Below are 18384 nucleotides of genomic sequence, written 5' to 3' on the forward strand. Positions count from 1 at the left end.
CACTCAGCGAGCAAGACTTCCATTCTGTGAGACATCTTCTCACCAGAGTCCAACATCGACGTCGGGACTGGTCCACATGCCGATCGCGCTCCTAGCGCTCTGTGCGTTCATCGCCGTCATCGTGACCTGGAACGTGGTCCTGCGCCGGAACATGGGCGAGGCCATGCTGATCGGCCTGCTGGTCACGGCGCTGTTCGCCGGTACCGGAGCGCCCCGGGCCCTGCTCGACGGCATGGTCGGCGCACTGGAGCACGAGGTCCTCTTCGCCGCGATGGCGTTCGTGCTGATGGCGTACGTGATCGACCGCCTCGGGCTCATCCAGCGGCTGCTGGCCATCCTCAACTCGGTGTTCGGGCGACTGCGCGGCGGCCCCGCACTCGTGGACACCGCGGGGTCGGCGGTCATGGGGGCGTTGTCGGGGTCCAACTCCGGCAACACCGCCGCCAAGGGCTCCTTCACGGGGCCGTGGATGGTCCGCAGCGGCTGGAGCCCGACACGCAGTGCCACGATGCTCGCCGGGAACGGCGGCATGGGCGCGGCGCTCCCGCCGAGTGCCTCCATGGTCATCATGATCGGCTTCGCCGGCTCCATGGTGACCACCGGTCAGATCTATCTCGCCCTGCTCATGGCCGGGATCTACCAGATCGTGTGGCGGTTCCTGCTGATCTTCTGGTTCGTCCGCCGCGACGGCATCACCCGGGTCGACGACGAGGCGATCACCCCGCTGCGCGCCAGCGTCCGTGCGGCGGGAGCCGCCCCGCTGATCATGGTCGGCGCGTTCGTGCCGATCCTGCTGACCGTCGGCCCGCTGTCCGAGCTCCTCGGGACCGACGACCGTCTCGGCGACTCGCTCGGCGACATCTCGATCCTGATCTGGATCCCGGTGCTGATCACGGCGATCGCACTGGTCGTCGGACGCAAGCAGCTGCCGAGCACCCGCGCGGGCTGGTTCGACTTCACCACCGGCGCCATGCCCCGCCTCGCGGTCATCGGCTCGCTGCTGTTCTTCGCCGTCGCGGCGAGCGAGGGCCTCAACGGCCTCGGGCTCGCCGACGACGTCGACCGCATCCTCGGCGGTCTGGCCATCAACCAGTACGTGATGGTCCTGCTCGTCGCGGTGCTGGTGGCCGTGGTGGCCGGGCCGCTGTCCTCGACCGCGACCCTGACGGCGGTCGGTCAGGTGTCCCTGCTCGCGCTCGTCGCCGTCGGCGTGGACCCCGTGCTCGCCGTGACGGCCATCCTCGTGTTCGCCTCGACCGAGGGTTCGTCGCCTCCGGCCTCCGGATCCATCTTCGTCGCAGCCGGACTCACCGGTGCGAAGCCGGAGAAGACCTTCGTCCCGCTGATCGTCTACTTCATGCTCCCCGTCCTGCTGATCGGATGCCTGATCGCATGGGGCGTCCTGCCGGTGTCGCTGTGAACGATGACGCACCCCGTCCGCATCCCGCCCGGCCCCGAGGAGACGAGCCGATGTCCACCACCACACACACCAGTCCCGTCGGCGTACGCGACCGCGCCCGATCCGTCGCCAGGATCCTGTTCCTCACGGCGATGGCGGTGTTCGTCCTCATCGGCGCCGCCCTCGTCGTGATCCAGGCCCTCGGTGTCGTCCTGATGCGACCCGCACTCGTCTCGGGGGCCTCGGACGCGCTGCTCGTCCCGGCCATCGGCGCCGCGGTCGTCTTCGGGCTCATCGCCTTCGCCGGTGGCTACCTGGAGGACCGCGAGCCCGCCGAGGACGCGTCGACCGGGGACTGACACCGGGCGATCCCGCCGCCCGAACACCCGCTCCATCTCGAGAAAGGCTCTCTCATGCACGCCACCGTTCTGGGACTCGGCGAGGCCGGCGCCGTCTACGCCTCCGGTCTCGCGGCTCACGGATGGACCGTCACCGGCTACGACCCGGCGTCGGTCCCCACGCCCGTGGGGGTGCGGCGGGAGGCCGGTCCCGCCGACGCCGTCCGCGGCGCCGACCTGGTGCTCAGCCTCGTCGGTGGGCGGCACGCGCAGTCGGCGGCCGAGGCCGTCGCACCACACCTCGACGAGTCGGCCGTCTACGCCGACATGAACGCCGGGGACCCGGCGACCAAGATCCTGATCGCCGACGCCGTCGGGGCGGGCCGCTTCGCCGACGTCTCGGTGATCGGGCCGGTGCCGCGCCACGGCATCGCGACGAGCGTGGTGATCAGCGGGGCCGGGGCCACGGCCGCGGCCGGACGGTTCCGCTCCTTCGGTGCCGACGTCGACGACATCGGGGGAGCCCCCGGCGACGCATCGGCGCGCAAGCTGCTGCGCACGACGTGGATGAAGGGGCTCGGAGCGCTCATCACCGAGGCGCTGCGGGCCGGGCGGGCCGCGGGTGCCGAGGAGTGGGTCGCCCGGCAGATCGACGGGGAGCTGGCCGACGGCACGGCGACCCGGGAGCGCCTCCACATCGGCACGGCCAAGCATGCGGCGCGCCGCGCCGGCGAGTCCGATGCGGCCGTCCACCTGCTCGACCAGCTGGGGGTGGCACCGGGCATGACCCGCGCGACGGCGCAGCTGCACCACACCCTCGCCGACGAGCAGCTCGTCGACCAGGAAGCCCTCCTGGACACCTACCGCGGGCTCGCGGTGGCGACGATCGGCGACGCCCAGGACCGCATGGGCATGATGGACGGCGGCATCCACGCCCTCTACAAGGGTGCCCGCGCGGTCGGCCGGGCCCGCACCGTGTGGGTCCGCAGCGGGGACAACGCGGCGATCCACCGGGCGCTGCAGAACGTCCGGCGCGGTGACCTGATCGTGGTCAACGGGCACGGCGACACCACGCGGGCCCTGATCGGGGAGCTCATCGCGGAGCGGGCACTGGCCCGCGGCGTGACCGGCATGGTGATCGACGGGGCGGCTCGCGACGTCGTCGAGCTGGAGAAGATCGGCTTCCCGGTGTGGGCACGGGCGACCACGCCGGCCGGGCCGTTCAAGCACGGGCCCGGACGGATCGACGAGCCGGTCGCCGTCGGTGGGGTGGTGGTGCAGCCCGGCGATGTCGTCGCCGCCGACGACGACGGCGTCATCGTGGTCCCCGCGGCCCGCGCCGCCGCGACCGCGGTCCGCGCCCAGGAGGTGACCGCGGACGAGGAGCGACGCCGTTCCGCGATCCGCGCCGGAGCGGCCTGACCCCACCGGGACGGACCCGACGGGCGTGCAGGCGGCCGTCCGTCCGTCCGTCCGTCCGCGCCGGACAGGACGTCCGCGGGCTCAGAAAATCCAGAGAAGATGAAGCTCTCTGGTGGGGTCCGCTTCTCCTGTCCGGCCTGCGCGACGTCCGCGGCCTGCGCGGTCACGGGCTCGGTGACCGGTGCATCGCGCTGCGGACGGACGCGCGGGCCCCGGGGAGCGCCACCACGGGGGCTCCGGTCACCCGGGCCGGTGCTCAGGCCGGGGACGGGACGGGCTGGAACGCGGCCTCGGCGGCCTCGGCGACGACCCGGTCCTGCTCCCCGCTGCCTCCCGAGACCCCGACCGCGCCGACGACGTTCCCGCCGCTCCCGTGCAGCGGCACCCCACCGGCGAAGATCATCACTCGGCCGTGGTTGGAGCCGTTGATGCCGAAGAACTGCTCGCCGGGCTGGGAGCTCGTCGCGAGGTCGCCGGTCGGGATGTCGAAGGCCCGTGCGGTGAAGGCCTTGTTGATCGAGATGTCGATGCTGCCCATCCAGGCGTCGTCCATCCGGATGTGGGCCACCAGGTTCCCGCCCGCGTCGACCACTGCCACGTTGCTCGGAGAGCCGATCTCGTGGGCTTTCCGCTCGCCCGCGGCGATCACCCGGCGGGCGTCCTCGAGGGTCACTGTCTCGATCTGTCGCATCGTCGTGTCCTTTCGGGCCGGCCGCCGGGTGCGGCGGTCCGGCCGGTCTGCTCGGTCAGCCGGTTCGGGAGGGGGTGCGGACGACCTCGGTCCGGCCGTCCACGCGGGCGGTGGCGATGGCGGAGGGCATCGGGTGGCGGTTCCTCCCGCAGACGGGTCCGTGTGCTGTCCGCCCCCGTGCTCGGTGCGTCGGTCAGGCCCGGGCGGGCACGGCGGCGAACCGGGTGACGATCGCGGCGCAGAAGGCGGGGAGGTCGAACGGGGACCGGCTGGTGACGAACTGGCCGTCGACGCAGACCTCCTCGTCGACGACCTCGGCGCCCGCGTTGCGCAGGTCGGTGCGTATGCTCGCCCACGAGGTGAGCCGGCGCCCCCGGACCACGTCGGCCTCGACGAGGGTCCACGGGCCGTGGCACACCGCCGCGACCGGCCTGCCGGTGGCCACGAAGTTCCGAACGAACTCGACAGCGACCGGGTGGGTGCGCAGCTGGTCGGGGTTGACCGTGCCCCCGGGCAGCAGCAGGGCGTCGTAGTCGTCGACCGAGGCCTCGGCGACCTCCCGGTCGACGGTGACGGTGCCCGCGGGGTCCTTGTCCCACTCCCGGGTCCACAGCGATCCCGTGTGGATGGACAGCACCTCGACCCGGGCCCCGGCGCCGTAGAGCGCGCCGCGGGGGAGGTCGAGCTCGACGCGTTCCACGCCGTCGGCGGCGAGGATCGCGACCGTCCGGCCGTGCAGGTCCCCGGCCGTCACCGGTCGACCCCGCCCCGGACGGGCCGGCCGGCGCCGGGGTGCCCGGGCCGCTCGAGCAGGCCCTGGACGACCTCGGTGACGACGCGGCAGTGCTGCGGGAGTGCCGGTCTGCGCTCGCGGACCCGGGTGACCAGGGTGAGGGCGAGGTCGGCGAGCTTGGTGTTGGTGTGCTGGGAGATGCGGGTCAGCAGGGCGAACGCCTCGTCGGCCTCGATGCCGTAGTGGGCGACCAGGATGCCCTTGGCCTGACCGATCGCGTCCCGGGTGTGGAGGGCTCGGGCGAGGTTGTCCACCCGCCGCTGGAGCACGGTGGTCGGGTCCTGGTCGGGTCCGGTGGCCGTGCGGGGCCGTTCCCGTCCCGGGTGGTCGGTGGCGAGCTGTGGCGACATCAGGGGTGTGCTCCCCTTCCGGTGTCTGCGGTGAGCTGGTGCGCCGGGCCCGGCGGGTCCCTGTGGCGCGGTCACGACGCTAGAGAGCCCCGGGGCACCGCGATCGGGCCCGACATGCCCAGCGGCACCGTCGAGGTCCGGCCCGGCGGGCCGTGGCCGCCCCGGCCGGGGCAGGCCGGCACCGGCGGTCGGAGCAGGCCGTGGGTCCGTGCCCGGGAGATCACCCGGGCCCGGTTGCGGGCCTCGAGCTCGGCGAAGCTCAGGACGCGGTCGGGGGTGACCGGCGCGGCCCTGTCACCGCACCGGCGGGCGAGGCCGGGCAGGATCTGGCCGGGACCTGCACTACACCCGAACGGACATGGTGCGCGGTCACCGCCCGGTACGACCCGGCGGCAGCGGGGGAGCGGGGTCGCGCTGCGGTGCCGCGACCCGGCCCGGCACGTCCAGCCACACCGCCGAGGTCGGACCCGGCGGGCCGAGGCCGCGGCCCTCCGCGCCTCCCATCCTGATCTCGGCCGGACCCGGGCAGCCGGATCGGACCACCGTCGAGGGGAGAACACATGTCGGTCGGAGTGGGACTGCTCGTGACACTGGAGGCGCGGCCGGGCAAGGAGAGCGACGTCGAGGAGTTCCTGCAGGCGGGGCGCTCGCTGGTCGGTGAGGAGCCGGCCACCGTGGCCTGGTTCGCCGTCAGGCTCGGTCCGACGACGTACGCGATCGTCGACTTCTTCCCCGACGACGACGGCCGCACCGCCCACCTGCAGGGCCGGGTCGGCCAGGCGCTGGGTGAGCGGGCCGACGAGCTGTTCGCGACGGCGCCCGACATCGTGCGGCTCGACGTCGTGGCGTCGAAGCTGCCCTGACCGGGGCACTCCCGGGCGGGAACGGGTGCGGTGGATCAGCGGCCCGGGACCGCGCCCGGAGGACGGGTGCGCTCCCGGGCCGCACCCGCGCCGCCGAGGACCCGCCAGGCGCGCGACGCCACGTGCAGGTTCAGCCTGCTCTCGACCGCGCCCAGGTCGTGCCCGGACAGGTCGCGGATGCGCCGCAGCCGGTAGCGCAGCGTGCTCCGGTGGATGGTCAGGGCGCGCGCGGTGGCGTCGTAGTTGCCGCCGCACTCGTAGTACTGCCACAGCGTCGTGACGAGGTCGGACCGGTTCGCGGTGTCGTAGTCGATGAGCGGGCCGAGCCATTCGCGGACGAACTCCCGTACCTCCCCGTCGCCGTCGCCGGCGGCGAGCAGCCGGTAGATCCCCAGCTCGTCGAAGGTGGTGGCGCCACCGGCGCCCGCCGCGGCCGTCCTGACCTCGAGCGCACGCATGGCCTCGGAGTAGGACTGCGGGAGCCCGGACGGGTCCTCGCACGGCCGCCCCACGCCGATCGACCCGTTCGTCGACCGCAGCAGCGAGGCCACGACGTCGTGCAGCTCGACCCAGGGTGGCGGGCGCCCGTCGGCCGGGTCCGGCTGCGGCACCACCAGCACGGCCGTGCCCCTGCGCCGGGTGGTCAGCGGGGCCACGCCGAGGACCCGGGACCCGGCCCGGCGCAGGGCCTCGACGAGCGCCTCGTCGCTCGCCGGGCTCCACCGGGCGACCACCACCTGGTGCGGCCGGTGGAGGTCGTGCCCGATGACCGCGGCGCGCGTCGAGGCGCTCTCGCCGTCGGCGCCGTTGATCAGGTCGTCGACGAGGTCGCGGCGCAGCCGCAGGTCGGCCTCGGCCAGCGCACGCTGGTGGGACAGCTCCACGGCCAGCACCACCGCGCCGTGCTCCAGCGCGAACACGTCCTGCTCGCCGGCCTCCTGGCGGGGGTCGGCGATGCTGAGCACACCGAGCACCTCGTCGTAGGGCTGGGCGACCGCCACGATCCGTTCACGGTGGCGCATGGCCCGCCCGTTCCGCCGGACCTCGGCCAGCATCTCGTCGCGGACCCGGGGCTTGGGCCGCGGGTAGGTCCGCGGACGCCCCGGGCCGGACCAGGCGAGCAGGTTGCCGAAGCGGTCCTCGACCGCGACGACCAGACCGGTGAGGGCGTGGACGGCGTCGGCGATCCCGGCGGCGCCGCCTCCGTACGCGGCCGCCCGGGTCAGGGTCTCGTGGATCCGCTGACGCTGCTGGAGGTTCGCCACGGCGTCCTGGAGCTGCACGTTGGTCGACGCGAGGCGTGTGCTGAGCTCTCCCAGCTCCGTGGTGCCGGCCTTCTCCCGGCAGTGCAGGTCCGCCCTGACCAGGGCCGCCCCGGTCAGCTGGGCGAGCGTCGTCAGCAGGAACCGCTGGTCGACCGAGGGTTCCCGACCGGCCGAGACGACCAGGTGCCCGCTGACCGCCCGCATGGGGAAGGCCCAGACCCAGGCGGCCCCGGGGACGTCGAGACCGCCCTCCTTCCCGTCCAGGTCGAGCAGGGGCGCGACGAGGCCCGTGTCGCCGTCCGCTGTGCGCATCCCCGTCTCGTCGACCAGGTAGGAGCCCAGCGGGCGGTAGGGGCCCAGGGCGGAGACCGAGCTGATCGCCAGCCGGAGGATGTCCGGCTCCTCGATCCGGTCGAACATGACCATCGCCAGCGCGAACATGCTGCAGACGTTCGACATCTGCATGCGGAGCTCGACCATCTGCTGTCGATCGTCCATGACGGCTCCTCGACCGAGCGGCGCCGGCGGTGGCGGTCGTCCGGCCGCCGTCGGCGGGACCCTACTCCGCTCCGTCCGGCCGAGGCGGCCTCCGACGGCGCGCAGGGACGCCCGGTCGGGCGGCATCAGCGCGGCCGTCCGCCGCAACGCCCACTCGTCATCCGCCGGCCTCCCGTCTCCCGCTGCCGGCCCGCGGGCAGCGGGCCGGGCCCACGGTGACAGGGGCGTGGTCGTACGGCGTGGACCGTCCGGTGCCAACCCACGGGCTCCGGTTCGCCCCGTCGGGCCGGTCACGGGCACCGTGCGGTCCCCGAGGCCCGGGGCCTCGCCGGCCCGGCAGGCCGAGGACACGCGCCGAGGTTGGGTCCCCGGGAGCGAGTCGGAACCGACGCGCCTCCGCCACTGTCGTCGCGACCGCCGAGCGGTGCCGGGCCGGCCCCGGCAGCGCCCCACGACCCATCTGGAGCCCCGATGACGCTGATGCGTTTCGACCCGTTCCGCGAGCTCGACCGGCTCGCCGAGCGAAGCCTCCCGCCGGCCGCGCGCACGATGCCGATGGAGGCCCTGCTCCGGGGCGAGGACTTCGCGGTGCACCTCGACCTGCCCGGGGTGCACCGCGACGACGTGGACGTCACCGTCGAGAACAACGTGGTCACCATCCGGGCCCGGCGCATGCCGCAGCGGGCGGAGGGGGACGAGGTGATCGCCGACGAGCGGACCTACGGCGAGTTCAGCCGGCAGCTGTTCCTCGGCGACAACCTCGACCCGAACGGCCTCACCGCCGACCTCGCCGACGGGGTGTTGACCCTGCTCGTCCCGGTCAGCGAGTCCAGCAAGCCCCGGCGGGTCGCACTCGCCTCGTCCTCCCAGTAGCCCGCCCGCCGCGGCCCGGGCCGGCGGACGGATCGTCGCGGCCGGCCCCTCCGGATCGGAGAGCACACCCATGTCCGAACCCTCCACCCCCGTCACCGAGCACACGTCGACGGCTCCTCCGGACGGTGGCTCGACGACGCGCTCCGGCCGACGGCGGATCGCGACGTTCGACGACTACCCCGCGGCCGAGCGGGCCGTCGAGCGGCTCACCTCCCACGGGTTCCCCGTGCAGCGGGCCGCGATCGTCGGCCGCGACCTGCGGTCGGTCGAGCAGATCGTCGGGCGGCTGACGGTCGTCACCGCCGTCTGGCGGGGAGCGCTGTCCGGCGCGGTACCCGGAGCCCTGATCGGCTGGATCTTCGGCCTGTTCGCCTGGATCAACCCGTTGATCGGGGGACTGCTGCTCGCGGCGTACGGCCTGGTCCTCGGCGCCGTGCTCGGCGCGGTCGTGGGCCTGGTCGTCTACGCGTTCCAGCGCGGCCGGCGCGACTTCACCTCGATCACGGTCGTGGAGCCCCGGCACTTCGACCTCGTCGTCGACGAGGAGGTCGCCGACGAGGCGACCCGGCTGCTCGACCGGGAGGTGTGACCCGTGGCCAGGGCCGCCGGCATCGACCTCGGCACCACCAACTCGGTCATCGCCGTCTGGGAGGGCGGACAGGCCGACGTCGTCCCCAACGCCGAGGGGACCCGCACCACCCCGTCGGTCGTGGCGTTCGCCGAGAACGGTGACCGGCTGGTCGGCCAGCTCGCCCGCCGCCAGACCATCCTCAACCCGATGGGCACGATCTCCTCGGTCAAGCGGTTCATCGGGCGGACGTTCGCCGAGGTCGAGCAGGAGGCCGGCCAGGTCCCCTACGACGTCGTGCCGGACGACGACGGCAACGCGCGGATCCGGGTGCGGGGCAAGCTGTACGCGCCCGAGGAGCTCAGCGCGATGATCCTGCGCAAGCTGGTCGACGACGCGAGCCGCCATCTCGGGGAGAAGGTGACCGAGGTCGTCATCACCGTCCCGGCGTACTTCAACGACGCCCAGCGCACGGCGACCAGGGACGCCGGCCGGATCGCCGGCCTCGAGGTGCTGCGGATCATCAACGAGCCGACGGCCGCGGCGCTGGCGTACGGGATGGACAAGAAGGAGCACGAGACGGTGCTCGTCTACGACCTCGGCGGCGGCACGTTCGACGTCAGCCTGCTCGACGTCGGCGACGGCGTGGTCGAGGTACGAGCCACCGCGGGCGACACGCACCTCGGCGGCGACGACTTCGACCGGCGGATCGTGGACCATCTCGCCGACGGGTTCCGGAAGGAGAACGGCATCGACCTGCGGGAGGACCCGCAGGCCCTGCAGCGGCTGTTCGAGGCCGCCGAGAAGGCCAAGGTCGAGCTCAGCTCGGTCACCCGGACCCAGGTCAGCCTGCCGTTCGTGACCGCGGACGCGACCGGGCCCAAGCATCTCACGACCTCGCTCATGCGCTCGACCTTCGAGGAGCTCGTCGGCGACCTGCTCGAGCGGACCATGGCCCCGCTGCGGCAGGCGATGAGCGACGCCGGGATGAGCCCGGACGACATCGACGAGGTCATCCTGGTCGGCGGCTCCACGCGGGTCCCGGCCGTGCAGAACCTGGTCCGGCGCCTCACCGGCGGCCGGGACCCCAACATGACGGTCAACCCGGACGAGGTGGTGGCCGTCGGCGCCGGCATCCAGGCCGGTGTGCTCACGGGCGACGTCTCCGACGTGCTGCTCCTCGACGTGACCCCGCTGTCGCTGGGCGTGGAGACCCAGGGCGGGGTGATGACCCGGATCGTGGACCGCAACACGACGGTGCCGGTGCGCCGCAGCGAGACCTTCTCCACCGCGGCGGACGACCAGCCCGCGGTGGACGTGGTGGTGCTGCAGGGCGAGCGCGAGCGTGCCGCGGACAACCGGGTGCTCGGGCGGTTCCAGCTCGCCGACATCCGGCCGGCGCCACGGGGCGAGCCGCAGGTCGAGGTCACGTTCGACATCGATGCCAACGGCATCCTCGACGTCACCGCCCGCGACCAGGACACCGGCAAGGAGCAGCGGATCACGATCTCCGAGAGCTCCAACCTGGACGGTGCCGACATCGAGCGGATGGTCGCCGAGGCCGAGGAGAACCGGTCGGCCGACCAGCAGCTGCGCCAGGAGGTCGACGCCCGCAACGAGCTCGACTCCCTGGCGTACCGGGCGCAGCGCCTGCTGGACGAGCGCGGCGACGCCGTCCCCGCCCACGAGCGGTCCCGCGCGGAGCTCACGATCGGCGATGCACGCCGGGCCGTCGAGGAGCAGGCCCCGGGCGAGCGGCTCCGCGAGCTGTCCACGGAGCTGCAGAGCGTGATCGGCGGGCTGCAGGCCGCCGGGAGCGGTGGTGCCCGGGAGACCGGCGGCGCCGGCCCCGACGGGGACGCCGTGGACGACGACGTGATCGACGCCGAGTTCGACCGGAGCGGATGACGACCCCGACCGGCCACCACCGCCGAGAGCCGACCGAGAGGACACCGATGAGCGTCCCGTCACCGGAGGACCAGGACACCGAGCGCGGCGACGGGACCGGGACCGGGACCGGGACCGCCGCTGCGGCGGGGACCGACGTCGAGGACCGGTGGCGGCGTGCGGTCGCCGACCTCGACAACGTCCGCAAGCGCGCGGCCCGCGACCTGGCCCGGGAACGGGCCACCGAGCGGGCGCGGGTGGCGGGTGCCTTCCTGCCCGTGCTGGACACGATCGACATGGCGCTCGCGCACGCCGACGCCGACCCGGGCGCGATCGTGGCGGGGGTCCGGGCGGTGCGGGAGCAGGCGCTGACCGTGCTCTCCGAGCTCGGCTACCCGCGGCAGGACGACGTCGGCGTCCCGTTCGACCCGCTCCGCCACGAGGTGGTCGCGGTCGTCAGCCCGGAGGAGGCCGGGCTGCCCGCCGGCGCCGTCGCCGCCGTGCAGCGACCGGGCTACGGCGAGCCGGAACGGCAGCTGCGACCTGCGACGGTCACCGTGACCGGCGGGTCGGGACGGTAGCCGTGGCGCGCGACCACTACGAGGTCCTTGGTGTCGGTCGTGACGCCGGCGCGGAGGAGATCCAGGCCGCCTACCGTCGGCTGGCCAGGGCCAACCACCCCGACGTCAACCGCGACCCGGCGGCCGAGGACCGGTTCAAGGAGATCAACGACGCCTACCACGTGCTGTCGGACCCGTCGTCGCGGCGCCGCTACGACCGCTTCGGCGACGACCACCGCCGGGTTCCGGAGGACTGGGAGGAGCGGGTGTCCCGTGCGGGGAGCCGCGGCGGGTCCGGAGCCACCCGGGACGGCGGGTTCTCCGGCTTCGGGGACGCGGGGGTCGCCGGAGCCGGGTTCACCGACGTCGGCGGGGCGGGGGTCGACATCGAGGACCTGCTGGGCGGGTTGTTCGGCCGGGGCCGCGGGGGCGCGACGGTGGGCGGCGCCGACCAGGAGGCCGAGCTCCCGCTGACCGTCGAGGAGGCCTATCACGGCGGCCGGCGGGAGATGCAGCTGTCGGGTACCTCCGGTCCGCGCACCTACACCGTGACGATCCCGCCGGGCGTCGTCGACGGGCAGCGCATCCGGCTGGCGGGCGAGGGCGGCCGCGGGCTGGGCGGCGGCGCGGCGGGTGACCTCTACCTGGTCGTCCGCATCCTCCCGGACGAGCGCTACCGGCTGGTCGGGCGGGACATCGTCGTCGGGCTGCCGGTGAGCCCGTGGGAGGCGGCGCTGGGCGCGACGGTGCCGGTGACCACCCCGGGGGGCGAGGTCACCGTGACCGTGCCGCCGGGGTCCTCCACCGGGCGGAAGCTGCGTCTGCGCGGCGAGGGCATGCCCGGTCGCCGCGGGGTCCGCGGCGACCTCGTCGCCGAGCTCGGCGTGCACGTCCCGGCCCGGCTCACCGAGCGGGAGCGGGAACTGTTCTCCGAGCTCGCACAGGTGTCCACGTTCGACCCGAGACGGGAGCCCACCCGCCCGGGAACCCACGGCGCCCGACGGCGGAAGGCGGCGACATCGTGACGACCCATCCCCTGCTGGTCCGGCCCGGCCGGCCCCTGAGCCAGGCCGAGTTCGCCCGGCGCAGCGGCGTTCACCCCGAGCACCTGCACCGCCTGTTCGCCCTCGGCCTGCTGCGGGCGACACCCGACACCGACGGCCGGCTGTCCGTCCCCGCCGGCGAGCTCGCCGCGGTCCGCCGCATCGAGCGGCTGCGCTCCGGGCTCCCGGTCAACTACGCCGCACTGGGCCTGATCGTCGAGCTGCTCGACCGGATCGGCCGTCTCGAGACGGCGCTGCGGACGCAGCGCGCCGCGCACGACACGACCCGAGGGTGGATCTCCTGATGGACGCCGACCGCCTGACCCGGAAGTCCCAGCAGGCACTCGCCGCGGCGCAGGACGCCGCGACCCGGGCCGGACACGCCGAGACCGACTCGCTGCACCTGCTCCTCGCGCTGCTCCAGCAGCCCGACGGTCTCGTCCCGCGGCTGGTCGACGCGATGGCGGTGGACGTGGACCGGCTGACCGCCGACGTCGAGGCCGAGCTGCGGCGCGTCCCCCGCTCGACCCGCGCCGGCGCCCCGCAGGGCCGGGTCGTGGTCTCGGCGCGGCTGGCCACGCTGCTCGACGAGGCGGAGGCGGAGGCGCGGCGGCTCGCCGACGAGTACGTCTCCGTCGAGCACCTGCTCGTGGCGATGCTCGCCGAGGCCGACCGCAGCCCGGCCGGGCGGGTGCTGGGCCGGCACGGCATCACCCGCGACGCGTTCCTCGGCCGGCTCGCCGAGGTGCGCGGCAACCAGCGCGTCCGGTCGGCCACCCCGGAGGGGACCTACGAGGCGCTGGCCAGCTACGGGCAGGACCTCGTCGCGGCCGCCCGTTCCGGGGATCGGGACCCGGTGATCGGCCGCGACGCCGAGATCCGCCGGGTGGTGCAGATCCTGTCCCGCAAGTCCAAGAACAACCCGGTGCTCATCGGCGACCCCGGCGTCGGGAAGACCGCGATCGTCGAGGGACTGGCCCAGCGGATCGCCCGCGGCGACGTCCCGGAGGGGCTGCGGGACCGGATCGTCGTCGCGCTCGACATGGGCCTGCTGGTGGCCGGCGCCAAGTACCGCGGAGAGTTCGAGGAGCGCCTGCAGGCGGTGCTGGCCGAGGTGCGGGCGGCCGACGGACGGGTCCTGCTGTTCCTCGACGAGCTGCACACGGTGATCGGCGCGGGTGCCGCCGAGGGCAGCATGGACGCCGGCAACATGCTCAAGCCGATGCTCGCCCGGGGCGAGCTGCACATGATCGGCGCGACGACCCTCGACGAGTACCGCACGCGCGTCGAGGCGGACGCCGCGCTGGCGCGCCGCTTCCAGCCCGTCCACGTCGACGAGCCGACCGTCGAGGACGCCGTGTCGATCCTGCGCGGTCTGCGCGAGCGGTTCGAGGTGTTCCACGGCGTCCGCATCCAGGACGCGGCCCTGATCGCCGCCGCCACCCTCTCCCACCGCTACCTGACCGAACGGTTCCTGCCCGACAAGGCCATCGACCTGGTCGACGAGGCGTGTGCCCGGCTGCGGACCGAGATCGACTCGATGCCCGCCGAGCTGGACGGGATCACCCGCGCGGTGCTCCGGCTCGAGATCGAGGAGACGGGGCTGGCCCAGGAGGACGACCCGGCGAGCAGGGCCCGGCTCGACCAGCTCCGAGCCGAGCTGAGCGACCTGCGGGCCCGGGCCGACGCGATGCGGGCCCAGTGGGAGGCCGAGCGGCAGGCCATCCGGCGGGTCCAGGAGCTGCGGGCCGACCTGGAGCGGGTCCGCCGCGAGGTCGAGGAGGCCGAGCGCGACTACGACCTGAACCGGGCCGCCGAGCTGCGCTACGGCGAGCTCGCCGACCTGGAGCGGCGCCTGCGGTCGGAGGAGGCGCGGCTGATCGACAAGCAGGGGGAGCGCCGGTTGCTGCGCGAGGTGGTCACGACCGACGAGATCGCCGAGATCGTCTCGCTGTGGACCGGAATCCCGACCGCCCGGCTCACCGAGGGCGAGCGGGAGAAGCTGCTGCGCCTGGACGAGGTGCTGCACGAACGCGTCGTCGGCCAGGACGAGGCGGTCCAGGCCGTGGCGGACGCCCTGATCAGGGCCCGCTCGGGGGTGAAGGACCCGCGCCGGCCGAGCGGCTCGTTCCTGTTCCTCGGCCCGACCGGTGTGGGCAAGACGGAGCTGGCCCGCTCGCTCGCCCGGGCGCTGTTCGACTCCGAGGACAACATCGTCCGGCTCGACATGAGCGAGTACCAGGAGCGGCACACCGTCTCGCGGCTGGTCGGGGCCCCGCCCGGCTACGTCGGCCACGACGAGGGCGGCCAGCTCACCGAGGCGGTGCGCAGACGTCCGTACGCGGTGGTGCTGTTCGACGAGATCGAGAAGGCGCACCCCGACGTGTTCAACACGTTGCTCCAGGTACTCGACGACGGCCGGCTCACCGACGCCCGGGGCCGGACGGTCGACCTCCGCAACACCGTGATCATCATGACGTCGAACATCGGGTCGCAGCACCTGCTCGACGGTGTCACCGCCGACGGGCAGCTCAAGCCCGACGCGCGGGACCTGGTCCTGGCCGAGCTGCGTGCGCACTTCCGGCCCGAGTTCCTCAACCGGGTCGACGACACGGTGCTGTTCACCCCGCTCACCCCGGCGCAGATCGAGCGCATCGCGGAGCTGCTCGTCGGCGACCTGGGACGCCGGCTTGGCGCCCGCGGCCTGGAGCTGGAGGTGAGCCCGGCGGCGCTGGCCCACATCGCCCGTGCGGGCTACGACCCCGTGTACGGGGCCCGGCCGCTGCGCCGCTACATCGCCCACGAGGTCGAGACCGGTATCGCGAGGGCGTTGCTGCGCGACGCGGTGCCCGACGGCGCGACGATCCACCTGGACCTCAGTGAGGGCGGCGAGCTCGTCGTCTCCCACGACGTCCCGGCGGGGTCGGCGCCGTGACCGCCGACGCGGCCGCGCGCCGGACCGTCGTCACCTGCCCGCACTGCGGCTCGCGCAACCGGGTGCCGTCGGTGGCTGGGGGGTTCCCCCGGTGCGGCAGCTGCCGCAACCCGCTGCCGTGGATCACCGACGCGGGCGACGACGACTTCGCCGCCGTCGCGGAGCAGCCGTCGGTCCCGGTGCTGGTGGACCTGTGGGCGACCTGGTGCGGGCCGTGCCGGATGGTCAGCCCGGTGCTGGAGCAGCTGGCCACCGAGCGGGCCGGCGCGATCAAGCTTGTGAAGGTCGACGTCGACCGGGCGCCCGCGACCGGCACGCGGTTCCAGGTCCGGGCGGTGCCCACCCTGCTGGTACTGCGCGACGGCGAGGTCGTCGCCCGGCAGCCGGGGGCCGCTCCGGTGGCGACGCTGCGGCGCTGGCTCGACGACGCCCTCGCGGGCCTGGACCCCCCGGTACCGAGTCCCTCGGCCCCGGGTCCCGACGAGACCGAGGAGTCGCCATGAGCCGGCGCAACCCGACCTGGCAGCTGCCGCTGCGGCTGACCGCAGGCGCCTACGTCCTGGACTCCGGCCTGCAGAAGTGGGACCCCGACGAGGACACGGCCGGGCAGCTGCACGGACTCGCCACCGGCACCTACCCGTTCCTGGGTGCGGTGCGGCCGGTCACCTTCACGAGGGCACTGGCCGCGGCCGAGGTGGTGCTCGGGGCCGCGTTGCTCGTCCCGGTCGTCCCGGCCGGTCTGGCCGGTCTGGGGCTCCTCGGGTTCGGTGCCGGCCTGCTCGGGCTGTACGCGCGGACCCCCGGGATGCGCCGACCCGGTACGCCGTTCCCCACCCCTGACGGCGTCGCGCTGGCCAAGGACTCCTGGCTGGTCGGCATCGGTGCGGCGCTGGTGGCGGGGGACCGGCGGTGACCGTCCCGCGCCCGACGGGGGTCGACCCGCACGTGAGCTGGATCCGGGACGTCGGGCCGCGGACCCGAGGGTGCGAGGAGTGCCTGCGCATGGGCACCCCGTGGCTGCACCTGCGGCTGTGTCTGAGCTGCGGGCACGTCGGGTGCTGCGACTCGTCCCCGATGCGGCACGCCCGCGCGCACGCCGGTGTGCACGGCCACCCGATCGTCGCCTCGCTGGAGCCCGGCGAGAACTGGCGGTGGTGCTACGTGGACGAGGTGCTCGTATGAGCCCCGCGGCCGGTGGCGGCGCACCCGCCGTCGACGACCTGCTGGCCGTGGCCCCGCCGGGGGAGACCCCCGACCTCTCGGGTGCCCACCCCCGGCTGGGCACCGACCGGGTCCGGATGCTGAGCGCCCGCGGAGTGCGGCGGCCGACGTCGCGCGGCGACCTGCTGATCGTCGAGGGCCGTCCCGACCACGGGTTCGTCGTCGTCCTCGCGGGCCGGGTCGCGGTCGTCGCGGCGTTCGGCACCCCGGAGCAGCAGATCGTGCGGGTGCACGGGCCGGGCCGGTTCCTCGGCGAGCTCGGCCTGCTCACCGGGCAGGTCGCGTTCTCCACCGCGGTCGCGCTGGAGCCCGGTGAGGTGCTCGAGGTGCCGCGGGACAGGCTCCGCGAGTGCCTGCTGCGGGACGCCGAGTTCTGCGACGAGATCCTGCGCGCCTCCCTCCTGCGGCGTTCCCTGGCGATCGGCGAGGGACACGGTTTCCGGATCGTCGGGTCCCGCTTCTCGGCCGACACCCGGGCACTGCGCGAGTTCGCGATGCGCAACCGCCTGCCCCACCGGTTCGTCGACCTGGAGTCCGACGCGGGCTCGGAGTCGCTGCTGCGGACCCTCGGCATCACGCCCGCCGAGACACCGGTGGTGATCTGGCACGACGTCGTGCTGCGCAACCCCGACCCGGCCGAGCTGGCCGCCCTGGTCGGGCAGCGTCCCGTGCGGCACCGCCGGTCCCGGCCCCTCGACCTGGTCGTCGTCGGTGCCGGTCCGGCCGGTCTGGCCGCCGCCGTCTACGGAGCGTCCGAGGGGCTGAGCACCCAGGTCGTGGACGCCGTGGGCACCGGCGGTCAGGCGGCCACCACGTCGCGGATCGAGAACTACCTCGGCTTCCCGGCCGGCATCTCGGGCACCGAGCTCGCCGAGCGGGCCGAGGTCCAGGCCGTCAAGTTCGGGGCCACCACCCACGCGCCGGCCGAGGCGGTCGCGCTGGACACCTCGGGCGGGCTCCACGTCGTCCGGCTGCGTGGCGGCGACACCCTCGTCACCCGTGCGCTGCTGGTCGCGACCGGGGCCCGCTGCCGGCGCCTGCCCGTGCCCCGGCTTGACGAGTTCGAGCAGACGAGCGTCTACTACGCCGCCACCCAGGTCGAGGCGCAGCTGTGCGTGGACGACCCGGTCGTGGTGGTGGGCGGGGGGAACTCGGCCGGTCAGGCCGCCCTCTTCCTCGCCGACCACGCCCGCACGGTCCGGCTGGTGGTGCGCGAGCAGGGGCTCGACGAGTACATGTCGCGCTACCTCGCCGACCGGATCGAGCGCGACCCGCGGATCGAGGTGCACCTGCACACCGAGGTGTGCGACCTGGTCGGTGAGCGCGGCCTGCTGGACGCCGTCGTCGTGCAGGACTCGCGGGACGGTACCCGGTCCACCCTGCCCGCCCGCGAGCTCATGGTGTTCATCGGCGCGGACCCGTGCACCGGGTGGCTGGCCGGCACCGTCGCGCTCGACTCCGGGGCCTACGTGTGCACCGGCCGGTCGGCCGGGGCCGGGGACGGGGACGGGGACGGGCGACGGTCTCCCGTGCTGCTGGAGACGAGCGTCCCGGGTGTCTTCGCGGCCGGCGACGTGCGCAGCGGGTCGACCAAGCGGGTGGCCTCCGCGGTCGGCGAGGGAGCGATGGCCGTCCGCCTGGTGCACGAGCACCTGGCACACGCGCGGTAGCAGGAGGT

The 18384-nt window shown here is 74.3% G+C and carries 19 protein-coding genes; 15 read left to right on the forward strand and 4 right to left on the reverse strand.

Translation table 11 applies throughout. From position 1 onward, the window contains the following. Positions 1–76: 76 nt before the first annotated feature. From ACVJO7_RS27985 to ACVJO7_RS27995, 3 genes are read left to right on the forward strand one after another with little or no spacing between them, the layout of a single operon-like run. Entirely contained in the window at positions 77–1420 is a 1344-nt protein-coding gene (locus ACVJO7_RS27985) for a TRAP transporter large permease subunit (protein ID WP_491675372.1), read from the forward strand. Positions 1421–1470: 50 nt separating this feature from the next. Continuing rightward, positions 1471–1758, forward strand: coding sequence for a hypothetical protein (locus ACVJO7_RS27990; RefSeq protein ID WP_491675373.1), 288 nt, complete (start codon positions 1471–1473; stop codon positions 1756–1758). A 54-nt stretch (positions 1759–1812) separates the two neighbouring features. After that, positions 1813–3159: an RraA family protein gene (locus tag ACVJO7_RS27995; RefSeq protein WP_491675374.1), complete on the forward strand. Its 1347-nt coding sequence runs from the start codon at positions 1813–1815 to the stop codon at positions 3157–3159. 256 nt (positions 3160–3415) lie between these two features. On the opposite strand, the gene ACVJO7_RS28000 is transcribed toward ACVJO7_RS27995, so the two are convergent. The 3 genes from ACVJO7_RS28000 to ACVJO7_RS28010 form a co-directional block, all read right to left on the reverse strand. Further along, on the reverse strand, positions 3416–3850 hold the full coding sequence (locus tag ACVJO7_RS28000) for a GlcG/HbpS family heme-binding protein (RefSeq protein ID WP_491675375.1): 435 nt from the start codon (positions 3848–3850) through the stop codon (positions 3416–3418). Positions 3851–4043: 193 nt separating this feature from the next. Further along, positions 4044–4604 carry a type 1 glutamine amidotransferase domain-containing protein gene (locus tag ACVJO7_RS28005; protein WP_073577546.1) on the reverse strand — a complete coding sequence of 187 codons (561 nt, stop codon included), beginning with the start codon at positions 4602–4604 and terminating at the stop codon, positions 4044–4046. Continuing rightward, positions 4601–4993 (reverse strand): ANTAR domain-containing protein, encoded by a 393-nt coding sequence (locus tag ACVJO7_RS28010; protein ID WP_491675376.1) that lies wholly within the window; start codon positions 4991–4993, stop codon positions 4601–4603. Before ACVJO7_RS28010 ends, ACVJO7_RS28005 begins: the two co-directional genes overlap by 4 nt. 560 nt (positions 4994–5553) lie before the next feature. On the opposite strand from ACVJO7_RS28010, the gene ACVJO7_RS28015 reads away from it, so the two are divergent. Continuing rightward, a complete protein-coding gene (locus ACVJO7_RS28015) occupies positions 5554–5856 on the forward strand; it encodes a putative quinol monooxygenase (protein WP_073577549.1) in 303 nt (100 codons plus the stop codon). A 35-nt stretch (positions 5857–5891) separates the two neighbouring features. Here ACVJO7_RS28015 and ACVJO7_RS28020 read toward each other — a convergent pair whose 3' ends face one another. Next, a complete protein-coding gene (locus ACVJO7_RS28020) occupies positions 5892–7619 on the reverse strand; it encodes a PucR family transcriptional regulator (RefSeq protein ID WP_491675377.1) in 1728 nt (575 codons plus the stop codon). 471 nt (positions 7620–8090) lie between these two features. On the opposite strand from ACVJO7_RS28020, the gene ACVJO7_RS28025 reads away from it, so the two are divergent. The 11 genes from ACVJO7_RS28025 (at position 8091) to ACVJO7_RS28075 (ending at position 18376) form a co-directional block, all read left to right on the forward strand. Further along, a complete protein-coding gene (locus ACVJO7_RS28025) occupies positions 8091–8492 on the forward strand; it encodes an Hsp20/alpha crystallin family protein (protein ID WP_491675378.1) in 402 nt (133 codons plus the stop codon). Positions 8493–8562: 70 nt separating this feature from the next. Then, the gene (locus tag ACVJO7_RS28030) at positions 8563–9081 is read left to right on the forward strand and encodes a YflT domain-containing protein (RefSeq protein ID WP_491675379.1); all 519 of its coding nucleotides are present in this window, start codon (positions 8563–8565) and stop codon (positions 9079–9081) included. A gap of 3 nt (positions 9082–9084) precedes the next feature. Then, a complete protein-coding gene (gene dnaK, locus ACVJO7_RS28035) occupies positions 9085–10968 on the forward strand; it encodes a molecular chaperone DnaK (RefSeq protein WP_491675380.1) in 1884 nt (627 codons plus the stop codon). Between the two features lie 47 nt (positions 10969–11015). Further along, positions 11016–11528, forward strand: coding sequence for a nucleotide exchange factor GrpE (locus ACVJO7_RS28040; RefSeq protein WP_491675381.1), 513 nt, complete (start codon positions 11016–11018; stop codon positions 11526–11528). 2 nt (positions 11529–11530) lie between these two features. Beyond that, entirely contained in the window at positions 11531–12532 is a 1002-nt protein-coding gene (locus ACVJO7_RS28045) for a DnaJ C-terminal domain-containing protein (protein ID WP_491675382.1), read from the forward strand. Further along, a complete protein-coding gene (locus tag ACVJO7_RS28050) occupies positions 12529–12855 on the forward strand; it encodes a chaperone modulator CbpM (RefSeq protein ID WP_253066888.1) in 327 nt (108 codons plus the stop codon). Before ACVJO7_RS28045 ends, ACVJO7_RS28050 begins: the two co-directional genes overlap by 4 nt. Next, positions 12855–15485, forward strand: a complete 2631-nt coding sequence (gene clpB / locus ACVJO7_RS28055) for an ATP-dependent chaperone ClpB (protein WP_491675383.1) — start codon at positions 12855–12857, stop codon at positions 15483–15485. The genes ACVJO7_RS28050 and clpB overlap by 1 nt, the downstream gene beginning before the upstream one ends. Continuing rightward, positions 15482–15988: a thioredoxin gene (gene trxA / locus ACVJO7_RS28060; RefSeq protein WP_491675384.1), complete on the forward strand. Its 507-nt coding sequence runs from the start codon at positions 15482–15484 to the stop codon at positions 15986–15988. The genes clpB and trxA overlap by 4 nt, the downstream gene beginning before the upstream one ends. Beyond that, a complete protein-coding gene (locus ACVJO7_RS28065; RefSeq protein WP_100879553.1) occupies positions 15985–16398 on the forward strand; it encodes a hypothetical protein in 414 nt (137 codons plus the stop codon). The genes trxA and ACVJO7_RS28065 overlap by 4 nt, the downstream gene beginning before the upstream one ends. Further along, a complete protein-coding gene (locus ACVJO7_RS28070; RefSeq protein WP_100879554.1) occupies positions 16395–16667 on the forward strand; it encodes a UBP-type zinc finger domain-containing protein in 273 nt (90 codons plus the stop codon). The genes ACVJO7_RS28065 and ACVJO7_RS28070 overlap by 4 nt, the downstream gene beginning before the upstream one ends. After that, positions 16664–18376 (forward strand): FAD-dependent oxidoreductase, encoded by a 1713-nt coding sequence (locus ACVJO7_RS28075; protein WP_491675385.1) that lies wholly within the window; start codon positions 16664–16666, stop codon positions 18374–18376. The genes ACVJO7_RS28070 and ACVJO7_RS28075 overlap by 4 nt, the downstream gene beginning before the upstream one ends. Positions 18377–18384 lie beyond the last annotated feature (8 nt).

Source organism: Pseudonocardia sp. DxW, from assembly GCF_058448985.1.